The organism is Pseudoalteromonas sp. MB47 (genome assembly GCF_011319765.1).
Taxonomy (GTDB): Bacteria; Pseudomonadota; Gammaproteobacteria; order Enterobacterales; family Alteromonadaceae; genus Pseudoalteromonas; species Pseudoalteromonas simplex.
Window position 1 is genome coordinate 305,861 of record NZ_VFBD01000004.1, and the last position, 14,801, is coordinate 320,661.

A 14,801-nucleotide genomic window follows, 5' to 3' on the forward strand; every position below is an offset into this window, starting at 1 on the left:
CTATGCAGTACACTGTCTCACAACCTGTTGATACATTAATCCAAGGCGCTAGAGTATTTGATGGCCTTGGCAACGAAGCGCTTACTTGTGATGTAGCTATAAATGGTGATCGTATTGTTGCCATTGGTGAATTAACGTCATTCTTAGCAAAAGAAGTTATTGATGCTAAAGGCCTATGCCTTGCTCCAGGGTTTATTGATGTTCACACGCACGACGACCTTGAAGTACTGCGCAATCCAAATATGGCTGCAAAAATCAGTCAAGGTGTTACTACCGTAATCACAGGAAATTGTGGGATCAGTGCAGCCCCTGCAATTGTTAAAGGATGCGCCCCTGATCCGATGAACTTACTTGGCGCGGCCAGTGAGTTTAAATTTGCCAATATGGCTGATTACATAGCAGCAATTCAAAGCGCTCCTTCGAATGTCAATGTAGCCGCTTTAGTTGGTCACACAACACTTCGTAATAATGTAATGGGTGATTTATTGCGCGCGGCGACTGAAAGCGAAGTTACCCAAATGTGTCAGCAGCTTGAAAGTGCATTAAATGCTGGCGCGCTGGGATTAAGTACCGGACTTGCCTATAAAAATGCGAATTTTGCCACACCTGATGAAGTTCAAGCGTTTGGGCCAGTACTAAAAGCACATAATGCGTTGTACACAACGCATTTGCGCACCGAATTTGATGCAGTACTGGACGCTATGGATGAAGCATTTGCGATGGAAAAGCGGTTTGATATTAAGGTGATCATTTCTCACCTCAAGTGTGCGGGTAAAAATAACTGGGGACGCGCGCCTGAGTTAATCGAACGATTTTCAGTTCAGGGAGCGCATTCTCGTTGTAGTTGTGATGCTTATCCTTATGCAGCTAGTTCAAGTACATTAGATTTAAAACAAGTGACAAGTGATTTTGAAATTTTTATCACGTGGTCACAACCACATCCAGAAATGGCCGAGCGCTCACTACAAGAAATTGCAGATGTTTGGCAGTTATCATTAATTGATACCGCTAAAAAGCTGCAACCAGCGGGCGCTGTGTATCATGGTCTGAACGAAAAAGACGTAGCAATGATACTTGCTTTTGATAAAACCATGATTGGTTCAGATGGCCTCCCTTGCGACCCTCACCCGCATCCACGTTTGTGGGGATCGTTTCCACGTGTGTTAGGCAAATACGCTCGCGAAGACGGTATTTTTTCACTTGCGACAGCGATCCATAAAATGACTGGGTTAAGCGCGAGTAATTATGGTTTAACCGATCGTGGTGAAATTGGCTTAGGCAAGTTTGCTGATCTGGTTCTTTTTGACAGCGATGCCATTTGCGATAACGCCACATTTATTAATTCCGAATTGCCGGCTTCAGGCGTCCATCGCGTATGGACCAACGGGCAGGCAACATTTCTTAATGGCCAAGTTGTGCCTGCACACTCGGGCAAATTTTTAACATCAGTTGGAGAATAACATGATCAGACGTATTGGTATTGAAGGTGGTACAGGCACCGGTGGACAGCATTTACCTTTTGCTCGAGCGATAGAAGCAGGTGGTTGGTTAATGGTTTCGGGGCAAACACCAATGAAAGATGGTGAAGTTGTTGAAGGTGGCATAATTGAACAGTCGCGTTTAGCGATTCAAAACTGCATCGATATTATGGATGAAGCTGGTTATGGTCTTGAACATGTGGCGCATGTAAAAGTGATCTTGACCGACTCACGCTATTTTCAGTCGTTTAATAAGGTATTTAAAGAATTTTTTGGCGAACATCCGCCGGCACGTATTTGCGCAGTGGCAGATCTGGTTGTTGACTGTAAAGTCGAAGTTGATGTGACTTGCTATAAAGCACCTTAAAAACACTAAAGCGTTCAACAGCAAAGGCTGTTGAACGTAAAAAGCACGAAACGAAATTATAACTATAAGCACCAAGCCAAACAGCAAGTAATCATAATAATGAGGCTTAGGTGAAGCAGGATGTCGTATGAAGTGGCAATTATTAATGGCCTTTTTAGGTTATCTGATTTTTATGATCTGGTTTGGCTGGTGGGTTAGTCGTAACAGCAAAACGGGTGACGATTTTCTTTTAGGCGGACGAAACCTTCCTTTCTTTTTAACCTTAGGTACCACCGTTGCGACTATGGTAGGAACAGGCTCATCGATGGGGGCCGTAGGGTTTGCCTACAGCAATGGTTGGGCTGGCATGATATATGGGCTTGGTGGTGCGTGCGGCATTTTATTGCTGGCTAAACTCTTTGCGCCGGTTAGAAAACACGAATTTATGACAATGAGCGAAGAAGTATCGTTTTATGTCGGTGCCAACCCGCTAGTTAAAAATACGATTGCTATTTTCATCTTTGTAGCCAGTATCGGTTGGCTTGGCGCTCATATATTGGGTGGTGGTATGTATTTGGCTTGGTTAACAGGTTTGTCGCCGCTCAGCGCTAAATTATGTATTGCGCTTGGTTTTAGTATTTATGTGGTCATTGGTGGTTATGTAGCCGTTGTATGGACTGACTCTATTCAAGCGCTTGTGTTGTTTATTGGGTTTTTCTTGATGGCGGGTGTCGCGCTGTATCAGGCAGATGGTTTAGGCGCCATAAACGAAGCACAACCTTTATTAAATCAAAGCTTTTTATCGTTAGATAAAATAGGTGTAGTGCATGGGGTTTCGTTATTTTTTGCCGTGTTGATTGGTGTTTTAGTCGCGCCTTCATTTCGTCAACGTATTTATTCTGGCAAGCATGTGAAAAGTATCCGGCAGTCGTTTTATTTATCAGGCGGCTTGTATCTGCTTTTTGCAATCGTGCCAGCGATTATTGGTATGGCTGCATACAAACTAAACCCATCACTTGAAAACAGTGCATTTTCTTTTCCTTACATGGCCTTTGAACTACTTCCATTTGGCTTAGCTGCGTTGGTTATTATTGCTGGGCTCTCAGCCACTATTTCTAGTGCTAGCTCAGATGCTATTGCTGCTGTTAGTGTGCTTATACGTGATATTTATATGCTGGTATTTAAACGGATGCCGCATGCAAGTGAAGTTATAATGCTTTCGCGAATTGGCCTAGTGCTAACTATTGGTACCGCGTTGTTATTAGCATTACTTACCAACGATGTGATTGGTTATATCACCAATATGATTGCCACTTTGATGTCGGGATTGTGTGTTTGTGTACTACTTGGGCATTTTTGGTCACGCTTTAATTGGCAAGGAGCAATGACAGCCTTGTTCGTGTCATTTCTTGTATCAATGGCGGTCATTTTAACACCGAGTTGGCAAGCTTATTGGAGTAATCCAATTATTCCAGCGACAACTGCATCAATGCTGCTATCGATATTTGTAACGCTTATTACTCCAAAACAAACATGTGATAGTGAACAAGCATTAGCAATTTTAAATGCACAAAGAGAGGCGATGCATCATGATTAAAATCGCATTTTTTGGTGAAGCTATGCAGGAATTAAATGACGAGCACGTACTTCGCTTTGGTGGTGATGTTTATAACACTGCTGTGTATTTTAAACGCTTAGCATCACAGGCAGACGTGCACTTTGTTAGTGCTATCGGTATTGATGAAATAAGCCAAGCTGCCCAGATGCTTTGGCGACAGCAAGGGTTATCACTTTCGTTTGTGCAAACGTCAACGGATAAAACATTTGGCCGTTATGGAATCACAACTGACAGTCATGGTGAGCGAAAATTTTGTTATGCACGAAGTGACAGCGCTGCCAAACAATTTTTTCAGTTAGATACGCAACATAACTTTATAGAATCGTTGAGAACTACTCACTTTAGTCATTGTTATTTATCAGCAATTAGTCTCGCTATTTTAGATGCAGCTAATCGGCAGTTATTACTCGATGCGTTAGATGACTTTAAGCGTGCAGGTGGCAAAGTGATTTTCGACAGCAACTACCGCTCGGTTCTTTGGCAATCTGAGCAAGCCACTCCGTTTTATTTAACCGCTTACAACCTTGCTGATTATTTATTTGTGACTGACGATGATCATCATGGCGTTTTTGGTCAATGTGATGAGAAAGGGATAGTCAGCTTTTATCAACAATTTTTTAATAAACTGGTGATTATTAAGCAAGGTGTAGCCGATACTTTAGTGTTAAATAACAAGGAAATACAACGCTTTACTGTACCAAAGGCTGAGCATGTGGTGGATACCACCTCCGCTGGTGATGCCTTTAGTGCGGGGTTTTTAGCTGCATATTTATACTCGTATGATACACAACAGGCCATAAGTACCGCACAACAATTAGCGCTACAGGTTATCGCTCAAAAGGGAGCGATAGTGCCTACAACAATCCAAATAGCGAATGAGGGTTAAGTAATGACTTATTTTTTACGTTTATTGATGTGTGTTTTATGCGTGACAGGTACTGCCATCGCTAAACCGCCATTGTTGATGCCTATGCCTGCAAGTGTGACTAATCTTGATGGTCAGCTGCAACTGACATCGAGCCATCTATCTGTTTACCTTGATGAAAAGTACAGAAGTTCAAGCAAGTTACTATTTGAAAATGCGGCGTTTTTGAAAAATTTTACATCTGTTACTTGGCAAGATAAGCGCAGTGCGCAGTTAAAACTAGAGGTGGCAGCTTGGCTGGATGATATCCCTCGATTAGATATCGATGAAAGTTATCAATTGATTATTAGCACCGAGGCCATAACACTTAAAAGCCAAACACAATTTGGCATGTTGCGCGGTTTTGCAACGCTCAATCAATTGCTATTTTCAGCAAAGACACCTTATCAACTTAATGCAATGACAATCAACGATACACCCACTTATCCATGGCGAGGGTTGCTATTTGATGGTGTAAGGCATTTCTTACCAATTAGTGATGTTAAACGGACATTGCGAGGGCTAGCATCGGCAAAGATGAACGTATTTCATTGGCATTTAACCGATGATCAAGGCTGGCGTGTTGCCCTTAAAAGCTACCCGAAATTACACCAAGTTGCATCCGATGGACTTTTTTATACCGCAGAAGAAATAAAAGATGTCGTGGCTTATGCCGCAAGTTTAGGGATCCGAGTTGTACCTGAGTTTGACGTGCCTGGCCATGCGAGTAGCATCGTGCTTGCTTACCCTGAGCTTGGTAGCGGGACAAGACTTGATGGTATAGAGCGTCGCTGGGGGGTATTCAGGCCTTTATTAGATCCAAGTAACCCTAACGTGTATCGCTTTGTTGAAGATGTTGTTAAAGAATTGACGGCGTTATTTCCTGATCATTATTTACATATTGGTGGTGATGAAATAGATGACAGAGACTGGCAAGAAAATACTCAAATACAATTGTTTATGGCCAAACATAAACTCTCTGATACCCATGCCTTACATGCTTATTTCAATCAGCGCGTTGCAAATATATTAGCTAAATATAATCGCAAAATGATAGGTTGGGATGAGGTGCTTCACCCCAACTTACCCAAGCAAACCTTAGTGCAATCTTGGCGTGGTCATCATTCTCTCGCGGCTATTCAAGAAGCGGGGTTCGATGGTTTATTATCGAGTGGTTTTTATATAGATCAACCACAATGGACCAGTTATCACTATCGTAACCACCCAGAACCAATAAAATCAAAAACGCTTTCAGCTAAAGAGGTGATCAACCACTCAGCGTTTACTTTGACGCGCTTAAAAGGAAGTTCAGTTAACGGAAAAGTGACGGTATTTAGAGATACTCAATCTTTGTTAGCGGCTTTGGTATCCATAGAAGGAAAAGGGCGTTTCATTACTGACCAAGTTTTGCAAACAGAGCATGGTTTTGAGTTATTGATAGACACGTGGATGGGGCCTACAAAGATTTTTGTCGGAAAAACTAAAAGTGATCGACCTGCATTTGTGGGTAACACCCCATATGAGGTGCAAAGCGAGCCAGAAAATAAACTAAGCTTAAGGGCACTTAATAATGCTCTTCAGGATGAACAAGGTAAAGATAAAAGCGGCAGGGTGTTGGGCGGTGAAGCAACGTTATGGGCTGAACTTTTAACGACTGAAAGTCTAGATACGCGTTTATGGCCTCGTTTATATGCTATTGCAGAGCGATTTTGGTCGTCAAAAACGCAAGTAGATGAGCGAGATATGTATCGTCGCTTAGCGGTGATGGATGAGTTTGCATTGCTGCATGGCGGTAAACATAAGCAGCAATTTAGTGCGCGATTAAAGACATTGTTAGACGACAATGTAACTCAAGATGAAATTGCTAAGTTATTAAAATTTAGTGAATTTATTGAGCCTGCACATTATTACACCTTGCATCACCTAGCTTACTTACGTAATGAGTACCACTATGGGGCTCCCCTAGATAAGTTAGTAGATGTGCTGCCAGTTGAAAGCTTAATGCTGCGTGAGTTTGATTATAGTGTGGATGACTATATGCAAACATGTTCTAAATCTCTTGAGACTTCATTGCAATTGCAAGTTGATGAATGGCGTGATTTTATTAAGCATAACAAGCGCTTAATTGAAAGAATTACAGAGTGGCAAAACCCCTATCTGCAAATTGAACATGCGTTGTGGTCAAAAGAGCCACAACTCATTATTAATAATAATGGCACGGTTGCACAGCTTGTTGCGTCATTAAATCGTTACAAAAAGGCTCTAAAAATCTGCAGCTCAATAACTTAAGGATCTGTGTAATACTTATTAGTGCAAAAAATTGCTAATGTAAAAGGAGTGTATTCTCATTTTAAGGTACATATGTTAGATAAAGTTTTGCATGATTTTTTAGTCATTTGGGCAACAATAGACCCTATCGGCACAATGGCGTTGTTTGCTGCTTTAACAGCTAAATTGCCTGCCGATAGGCGGCGAAAGACTGCTTTTAAAACGGTGGGTTATGCTGCCATTGTATTAATTGGAGCGATTGTCATAGGGCAGTTGCTGTTAACTGCAATGGGTATTAGTTTGTTGTCGTTCCAAGTTGCTGGTGGCATTATTTTATTTCTGTTCGGTCTACAAATGATTTTTGCTGAGGAGGCCCAGCAAGGTGATGTTGAGTCACAGCACGATATTTCTGTATTCCCTTTAGCAATTCCCGCAACAGCATCGCCGGGTGCAATTTTAGCGGTTATTCTAATTACCGATAACCATATTTATAGCGTTCAGGAACAAGTAATTTCGGCAATAACAATGCTGGTAGTGTTATTGATCACTTTATTATTGCTGTTATTAAGTGAGCGAATTTTGAAAGTTATTGGGGTTGGCGGTGCATCGATACTAACGCGAATTATGGGGTTAATTTTAGCTGCATTATCTGTTGAGTTTGTGATGGAAGCACTAGGAGTCGCTAAATGGGTGGCCAATAATTAAAAAGCCCGCAGTGCGGGCTTTTTAATGGGGTATGCCAATATTATTCAGAAACAGTGAAAGACACGTCTAAGTCTTCACCCGATGTTACTGTAATTGGTTTTACTTGATAAAGCGTAAATGCTTCGTCTTGCGTTTCAGCGTCATCGATGTGCGCTGCACAGGTATAAGCAAGTTGATAGTCACCTGGTTGAATGAACGCAAGTTCAAATTCGTATTGGTTATTTTCGCTATCGAACACAACATCCGCCGTTGCAAGAGGTGCATCTAATGGTGTTTCATCTTCGTTAACTTCATAGTTGTCCATTGGCATTTCAACATCGCTGCTATATAGGTAAACAGCATGACCGAATGAGCCATCTTCTAGTGCGATATCGATATTATCAGTTTCACAGTTAGCGATAAGTACGTCGCTTACAGTGCCTTCGATATCTTCAGATTCAGCAAGGTTTTCTAAGCGAACACCGCGTGGTTTTAAGAAGATCTCATCACTATTTTGTGGATCAACTAATGACTTTTTAAGGTCAAATTCAATAACAAACTCGTTACCAGCTTGGTTTAGGGTAAGGCCATCAAGTTGAATTTCACCGATACCATCGTTGCCTTTACGTTTAACAACCAGTGGTGCAATGCTGTCATCTTCGTAAACAACATGCGAAGTCATGGTTAAATCGTTTGTGTCACCATTGATCACATCTGCACGGATCCATTGATATTCGCCAGCAGGCACTTCTTCATCTTCTAATAAAGAAAATACATCATCACCTGTGTAGTCTAATAAGTTAACCATTTCAGGCATGGTTTCATCATTATCTTCACGGGTCTCAAACGTGAATTCTTCACCACCTTGGGTTTTCAATGTGATTGAATCAAACACAACATTTACAGCTTTTAAACCTGTCACTGGTGCATCAGACACACCTAATGTGAACTGTGCAGTTTGCGGCTGAGGATCAACCGAGTCGTTCTTGTCGTTATCTGAACCACAACCAACAAGTGCAAATAAAACGGCGCTGCTAAGTAATGTAGATTTAAAGTTCATCATTTCTTCCCTTTGTGTTCTAAAAATTTATTAGCAGTGTAATAACTAAAACTTAATGTAACTTGAACTTCTAATGATAAGTTTCGATTAACACCTTTGTACCTTTTATGTAACAAGCTGAAAGTCAGAATAAAAAATAACTGCAAGTTTAGAATGCTTTTTAGGTAAATCCATTTTTCTTCCACATTTTGCTGACACCATGACAAAAAATAAGAACCTAGGAACGAAAATGAAGGTTATTGACTTGGAAAAGCGCTTTGAGCTTATGAGCTGGGCATTATTAAGTGCAGTAAATATGCTTTTACTAGTGGGGTTTATGAATAGTAAATCGGAGGTAAGTAATTTACTTTTTAGTTTTTTGTTGTGCTCTGTTTCATTACTATTAGCGGTACTTGTATTCAATTCAAAACGCAATTTAACGGTATGCCGCCACGGTGTGCATTACCGCAATTTATTCGGGCAATGCCGCCATATGCATGCAAGACAAGTGCAATTTATTCACCATTACTCGTTTTTTGGTTTGCGATTAGTGCTTGTTATGGGCGAAAAATATATTTGCTTTGCGCCTTTTTATAGCCTTAATGACAAACACCAACAACGCTTAAAGCGCTACGATAACGATTTGTTTGATTGGTTAAAGAACTTACAAAAGACCAATGATTTTTGTTAAGCAGGCGTATTTACCTGCTTAACCATGGCGCTAGATATTAGGTTTTATAACGACTTACATTTTGTTCTAACTGAGTTGCTGTGTCTGTCAGCTCGTGCATGTACGATGTGGCTACATCGGTATCATTGGCGGTTTTATTCGCAATATCGACAATGGTCGTCATGTTTTGGTTAATTGCTTCAGACACTGATGTTTGTTCTTCAGCAGCTGTGGCTATTTGTGCATTTTGTGACGTGATAGTGTTAACCGAAAGCAATACTTCATTGAGTGCTTTTTCGACTTCGCCCGCTTCATTAACACTGGTTGCACTGCCTGATTTGATTGACTGCATAATGTTATTTACAGTTGTTGTTCCTTGTTGTACTTGCTCAATCATCGCCTCTATTTCATGAGTGCTATCTTGCGTGCGTTTTGCTAGCGTTCGCACTTCATCAGCCACCACCGCAAAGCCACGACCCGCTTCACCAGCTCGGGCAGATTCAATTGCCGCATTTAGTGCTAGTAGGTTTGTTTGCTCGGCAATGTTTCTGATCACATCAAGCACACTGCCTATTTGACTCGATTGTTGATTAAGCTGATCGACCGCATTCGCCCCTTCATCAACTTGTTTGGCAAGGCCATTAATCACCTTTATGGCTATGAGTAATTGGTTGTTAGCTTGTTTGACTAAATGATCGGCATGTTCAGCAGCGGTTGAGGCCTCTTGGGCACTGCGGGCAACTTCCATTGACGCCGCCGACATTTCGTTTATTGCGGTTGCAACTTGTTCACTTTCTTCATGTTGACGATTAATACCTGCGTGCATATTGGCAAGTAGCTCGTTGAGTTTGTGAGACGCTTGATTCATCGATTGCGATGATTGGCGAATATCAATAACCATCTTACCAACGTCATCGGCAAAGCGGTTAAACGAGCTGCCAAGCTTGCCCAGTTCATCGTCTCGTTTCACCATTAAACGTTGCGTTAAATCGCCATCACCTTGTGATATATCGTTCATTGCTAGTACGGTTGTGTGCAGAGGGCTAGTAATACTGCGCGATACCACCACTGCAATCGCTGCGGTAATTGCGACAGCAAATACAGAAGCGATGATGGTGTTTATAAAGGCATTATCGATACCTTCATTAACCCGTTGTTCTGTCGCTGCGACTTGTTGCTCAAGACCACTGATCCAAAAACCTGTTCCTAGCACCCAATTCCATTTTGGTACTAAAGCGGCATAGCCGAGCTTAGGATTCACACTGCCATTGGTATTTTTCCAAGAATACTGCACATAACCACCGCCGTTCTTTGCAGCATCAATCAGTTCTCGAATGAGATAAACCCCATTAGGATCTTTGAAATCATAAAGGTTTTTACCCTCAAGAGAGGTGTTAACCCCATGGGCAATGTTGACACCTTTTACATCATAAACAAACACATAGCCAGTATCGCCAGCATCATCAAAACGCAAATTACGTAAAATGCTTTTTGCTTGGTTTTTTAGTTGCTCAGTATTAGAGCCATCATCTTGTGCGATGAGGTTAGCAATCGAGCTCATGGCAATTTTTTGGTAATTGCTAACTTCAGACTTACGGTCGTTTTCCATTTGTGTTGCAAAACTTTCAACGGTTTGTGCACCACTGTGTTTTGATTGCACATAGTTGTAGAGTGTCAGCATAATTGCAATGAGTAAGGGGGGAAGTAGGGCTAGAAAGAGTACCCGTTGCTGTATTGATAGCGCCATTTATCGCTCCTAATAAAAATCCGCAGTACTAGTTTAGTACTTTTCAAAAGTTTTATTAGTCGACTTTATGGTTAGATCGATAGGCTATTGAAGCTGGTTTATGCGACCTGCTTATAAAAATACACCGTTGCGTCAAATTCACCGGATGAACTTTTCGCAAAACCAGGAATAGTGCCAGCTTCAATATAATCGAGTTTGCGATACAAATATGAAGCAGTGTCACCTTGGCGGGTATCAAGTATTAGTAATTGAATACCTAAGATACGGGCGTCGGTTTCTAGGCTATTCATCAATTGCTTTGCTATTCCTTTACCTTGGTGTTCGCTGTGCACCATGAGCTTTTCTACTTCACCGCGGTGAGCGCCATTGGCTTTGGCGCACAAAGAAAGCTGCACGGAGCCAATCACCGTATCACCATCAAGGGCAAGATAAAGCCTACGGTAAGGCGTTGCTAAATCCCCATCGACCCCTTGCCAGTAGTCATGTGCTGATTGTAATGATAGCGGGGCAATAAAGCCGATTGATGCGCCACTGGCAACGCTATCAATCAGTAAACTATTGAGTGATTTAGACACCCCTTTAATAGAGTGTACTGCTTTCATTTTCATTATTTATTCTTGTTGAAATGGATACACAGAGCCTAAGTTAAGTAAGCTGGTTAACTCATCAAGTGCCTGGTAGCTTTCGGTTAAAAGCATTGGATCGGCAAAGTCGTCGCTACTTAACGAGTCACGGTAATGCTTATTCGCCCAACTCACTAATTGGTTATATTTTTCTTCGCTGAATCGTACACCCGGATTGACCGCGGCTAGTTCGTCAGTATTGAGCGCAACACGCAAGCGTAAACAAGCAGGCCCACCGCCATTTTGCATGCTTTGGCGCAAGTCAAAAAAGCGCACTTGCTGAACTGGGTTATCAGCCAAAATCATTTCTTGAATGTAATCGTGAACAGCTTGATTACGCTGACACTCTTTAGGTCCAACCAGCATCATGCTGTCATCACTTAAGGTAATTAATTGGCTATTAAATAAATAGCTGCCTACAGCATCTGTAATGCTCACTTTATTGGTTGGCACTTCAATAATATGTAGCGGCTTGTTGCCAAGGTAGGCTTGTCTAATCTGTTTTAGCGTATCAGCTTGATGCAAAAACGCTTGTTCGTGGCATAAAAGTACATTGCCATTGGCCACAGCGATTACATCATTATGGAATACACCTTGGTCTATCACATCAGGGTTTTGTTGAATAAATAACTGATTTTCTGGCTTTAGCTGATGTAAACGAGCAATTGCTTGCGAAGCTTCAAGAGATTGTCTTGCAGGAAATTTAACGGGTTTTGGTAAGGCGCTATTAAAGCTACTTGCCCCATAAACAAAGATCTCAAGCCCTGTATCTGCGTGGCTGTCGCATAATCGATTATGATTTGCGGCGCCTTCATCACCAAAAAAGCCTTGATCAGGTAAGTGCGTATGATGGCTAAAGTAACGCTCATCGTTAAACATGGCTTTTAATAAAGCCGTAGTTGTGACGGGTTCTAGCGAGCGGTGAAATTTGTTATTTAAGTTAGCAGCCGTAAAGTGCACTTTGCCATCAAGCGTATCGACTGAAGGCGAGATAGTGCCAGCATTGGCTGTCCACATGGCCGATGCACTGTAACAAGCTCGCAGTAAAACAGGGTCGGCTTTAAATGCTTTTTCAATAATCTGGCTATCGCTGCCTGTAAAGCCTAAACGCTTTAACACATTAATGTCGGGGCGAGCATGGGGTGCAAAAATACCTTGTTCTAGCCCTAACTCGTGCATTGCCTTCATTTTTTCAAGGCCTTGTAGTACAGCCTCTTTAGGGTTTGAATGTGAAGAGGCATGACTTAGTGAAGCGACATTGCCATACGATAATCCCGCGTAATTGTGAGTAGGCCCCACTAAGCCATCAAAGTTTACTTCTACTGCGTGCATACTTAATCCATCATTATTGTGCGTGTATTTTAACCATACAGAAGTTATTTAGCTGAAGCCAGCTAACTCTAATTCTACATGACGCAAACTTTGTTGAAGGCGTTTCTGAGTGGCAATTAAATACGCTTTTTGTTTGTTCTGTTTAACTTGTTGCTGTCGTGCAGCTTTATATAACACACGCTTAGGGATGTGGTACTGCTCAGACGCTTCGGTGATTGTCAGTTGGTGCACCGAAATTTTTTTTAGCGCTTCAACAAATGCAGGGTCATTATTTAACATAGCGACGCTCCAAATCAGCAACATTATGCGGATCGTTTGCTTCATGTATATGCCATGTGCTGATGTCTAATCGCCAAAGTAGATAAAGAGTGTGAAAGAAGTTAGTCACGTTAGTCTCCTTGTTAGTGCCAGTTCACACTCACCGTTGGAAGATCCGTGCCAAACCTTTATTAAATTTATATGCGTTAAAAATCAATAAGTTAACTAATTGTGGTTTGGGTGTCCCTAAAATCAGGCACTAAAATAGTGAAAGGCAAATGCAGTAATGCACTTTAATGATGCGTGTTTTTATTGTTGAACGAGGAAATACGCGATGTGAAATCGCTGCTACCTACTCGTATCTATTTCTCGTAGGAATGACTTTAGTCATGAATAATTAACCACTACACAAAAGTAAAACCTTGGCCGTAGGCGTGAAACTTGTTTCGCGCGCCAAGCAAGCGTGACGCCTACAGGTAGTAGCGGCTTTATGCCGCGATATTGGTTAGGTAGGGGCGATACGAGAATAAAACGCGATGTGAAATCACTGCTACATGCTCGCCCCTCACATCTCGTAACTTGAATCTTAATTTTTTGTTTCGCGCGCCAAGCAAGCGTGACGCCTACAGGTAGTAGCGGCTTTATTCCGCGACATGGCTAAGGTCGGTGCGATACGAGAATAAAACGCGATGTGAAATCGCTGCTACGTGCTCGCACCTCGTTTTTCATTCCTCGTTACTCAAACCCCTCCAACACAAGCTTTCCGCGAGCTTTGTGAGATTCTAAAATCCCATGGGCTTTAATAAGGTTTGCTACGTTTATCTTACCTAAATGCTCACCTAATGTTGTTTTAATTGTGCCGTTATCAACCAAGGTGGCAAGCTCTGATAGAAGCTGATGCTGGGCAATCATATCCTCTGTTTGGAACATTGAGCGGGTATACATAAACTCCCAATGCAACGAAATACTTTTACGCTTTAACTTCAAAATATCAAAGCTTGCAGGGTCGTCGATCAGTGCCAATTTACCTTGTGGCTTGATCACTTCCATAATGCTATCAAGGTGTTGGTCGGTGTGCGTTAAGCTCACTACGTAATCAAATTCATTCAGGTCGGCCGCAAGACGTTGCTCGTTAAGGTTTTTGCTATGATCAAGCACATGATCAACACCTAAGTCTTTCAGCCAGTTGGCGCTTTCTTCTCGTGCGGCGGTACCAACAACGGTTAAATTGGTAAGCTGTTTGGCAAGCTGCACTAAAATTGAGCCTACACCACCTGCGGCACCTATTACTAATACAGAGGCTGGCTTATTGTTTTGAGATTTTTCAATCTGTAAGCGGTCAAACAATAGCTCCCATGCCGTAATACTTGTTAAGGGCAGGGCGGCTGCTTCACTATTACTCAGGCTTGTTGGTGCAAGACCGACAATGCGTTCATCAACAAGTTGCAACTCAGCATTACTGCCTTGGCGCGTTAAGTCGCCAGCATAAAACACACGGTCACCGACATTAAATAACGATACTTTGTCGCCAACGGCTTTAACCGTCCCCACGGCGTCCCAGCCAATAACTTTGTAGCCATTGTCTGGTGAAACATTAGCGCGAATTTTAGTATCTACAGGGTTTACTGAGATTGCTTCTACGGCGACAAGAATGTCGTGACCTGTCGCAACGGGATCAGCTAATTCAATCGCTTGTAGTGATGAGTCAGATAACGTTGGGGTTGCTGTAGTGTATCCAAATGCTTTCATAATGGTGTCCGTATTGATGAGTTTTAAACACTATAGCGTATAGAATTATATTAAAAAGAGGTGTAATCCAAATTCACTTTCAAAT

General features: G+C 41.9%; 13 protein-coding genes. 7 read left to right on the plus strand and 6 right to left on the minus strand.

All coding sequences use genetic code 11. From position 1 onward, the window contains the following. Positions 1-2 precede the first annotated feature (2 nt). The 6 genes from IMPJCBKJ_RS02005 to IMPJCBKJ_RS02030 all read left to right on the plus strand — a co-directional run bounded on the left by IMPJCBKJ_RS02005 (position 3) and on the right by IMPJCBKJ_RS02030 (position 7,319). Positions 3-1,460 (plus strand): D-aminoacylase, encoded by a 1,458-nt coding sequence (locus tag IMPJCBKJ_RS02005; RefSeq protein ID WP_166338471.1) that lies wholly within the window; start codon positions 3-5, stop codon positions 1,458-1,460. Position 1,461: 1 nt separating this feature from the next. Then, a complete protein-coding gene (locus tag IMPJCBKJ_RS02010; protein WP_130052824.1) occupies positions 1,462-1,845 on the plus strand; it encodes a RidA family protein in 384 nt (127 codons plus the stop codon). A gap of 127 nt (positions 1,846-1,972) precedes the next feature. Further along, positions 1,973-3,421 carry a sodium:solute symporter family protein gene (locus tag IMPJCBKJ_RS02015; protein WP_166338473.1) on the plus strand — a complete coding sequence of 483 codons (1,449 nt, stop codon included), beginning with the start codon at positions 1,973-1,975 and terminating at the stop codon, positions 3,419-3,421. Continuing rightward, positions 3,414-4,328 carry a sugar kinase gene (locus tag IMPJCBKJ_RS02020; RefSeq protein WP_166338475.1) on the plus strand — a complete coding sequence of 305 codons (915 nt, stop codon included), beginning with the start codon at positions 3,414-3,416 and terminating at the stop codon, positions 4,326-4,328. The genes IMPJCBKJ_RS02015 and IMPJCBKJ_RS02020 overlap by 8 nt, the downstream gene beginning before the upstream one ends. 3 nt (positions 4,329-4,331) lie before the next feature. Further along, positions 4,332-6,635: a family 20 glycosylhydrolase gene (locus IMPJCBKJ_RS02025; protein WP_166338477.1), complete on the plus strand. Its 2,304-nt coding sequence runs from the start codon at positions 4,332-4,334 to the stop codon at positions 6,633-6,635. Positions 6,636-6,707: 72 nt separating this feature from the next. Then, positions 6,708-7,319: a MarC family protein gene (locus tag IMPJCBKJ_RS02030; protein WP_054553595.1), complete on the plus strand. Its 612-nt coding sequence runs from the start codon at positions 6,708-6,710 to the stop codon at positions 7,317-7,319. A 40-nt stretch (positions 7,320-7,359) separates the two neighbouring features. Here the strand turns inward: IMPJCBKJ_RS02030 and IMPJCBKJ_RS02035 are convergent, their stop codons facing one another. Next, positions 7,360-8,358 (minus strand): DUF4382 domain-containing protein, encoded by a 999-nt coding sequence (locus IMPJCBKJ_RS02035; protein ID WP_166338670.1) that lies wholly within the window; start codon positions 8,356-8,358, stop codon positions 7,360-7,362. Between the two features lie 229 nt (positions 8,359-8,587). Between IMPJCBKJ_RS02035 and IMPJCBKJ_RS02040 the strand changes: the two genes are divergently transcribed. After that, on the plus strand, positions 8,588-9,028 hold the full coding sequence (locus tag IMPJCBKJ_RS02040) for a hypothetical protein (RefSeq protein ID WP_054553598.1): 441 nt from the start codon (positions 8,588-8,590) through the stop codon (positions 9,026-9,028). A gap of 37 nt (positions 9,029-9,065) precedes the next feature. On the opposite strand, the gene IMPJCBKJ_RS02045 is transcribed toward IMPJCBKJ_RS02040, so the two are convergent. The 5 genes from IMPJCBKJ_RS02045 to IMPJCBKJ_RS02065 all read right to left on the minus strand — a co-directional run bounded on the left by IMPJCBKJ_RS02045 (position 9,066) and on the right by IMPJCBKJ_RS02065 (position 14,716). Next, positions 9,066-10,754 (minus strand): methyl-accepting chemotaxis protein, encoded by a 1,689-nt coding sequence (locus tag IMPJCBKJ_RS02045; protein WP_166338479.1) that lies wholly within the window; start codon positions 10,752-10,754, stop codon positions 9,066-9,068. Between the two features lie 98 nt (positions 10,755-10,852). Further along, positions 10,853-11,362, minus strand: coding sequence for a GNAT family N-acetyltransferase (locus IMPJCBKJ_RS02050; RefSeq protein WP_166338481.1), 510 nt, complete (start codon positions 11,360-11,362; stop codon positions 10,853-10,855). A 3-nt stretch (positions 11,363-11,365) separates the two neighbouring features. Next, the gene (astB, locus tag IMPJCBKJ_RS02055; protein WP_166338484.1) at positions 11,366-12,709 is read right to left on the minus strand and encodes an N-succinylarginine dihydrolase; all 1,344 of its coding nucleotides are present in this window, start codon (positions 12,707-12,709) and stop codon (positions 11,366-11,368) included. 48 nt (positions 12,710-12,757) lie between these two features. Beyond that, on the minus strand, positions 12,758-12,988 hold the full coding sequence (locus IMPJCBKJ_RS02060) for a helix-turn-helix domain-containing protein (protein ID WP_138617797.1): 231 nt from the start codon (positions 12,986-12,988) through the stop codon (positions 12,758-12,760). Between the two features lie 714 nt (positions 12,989-13,702). Beyond that, positions 13,703-14,716 (minus strand): zinc-binding alcohol dehydrogenase family protein, encoded by a 1,014-nt coding sequence (locus tag IMPJCBKJ_RS02065; RefSeq protein ID WP_166338486.1) that lies wholly within the window; start codon positions 14,714-14,716, stop codon positions 13,703-13,705. Positions 14,717-14,801: the final 85 nt, after the last annotated feature.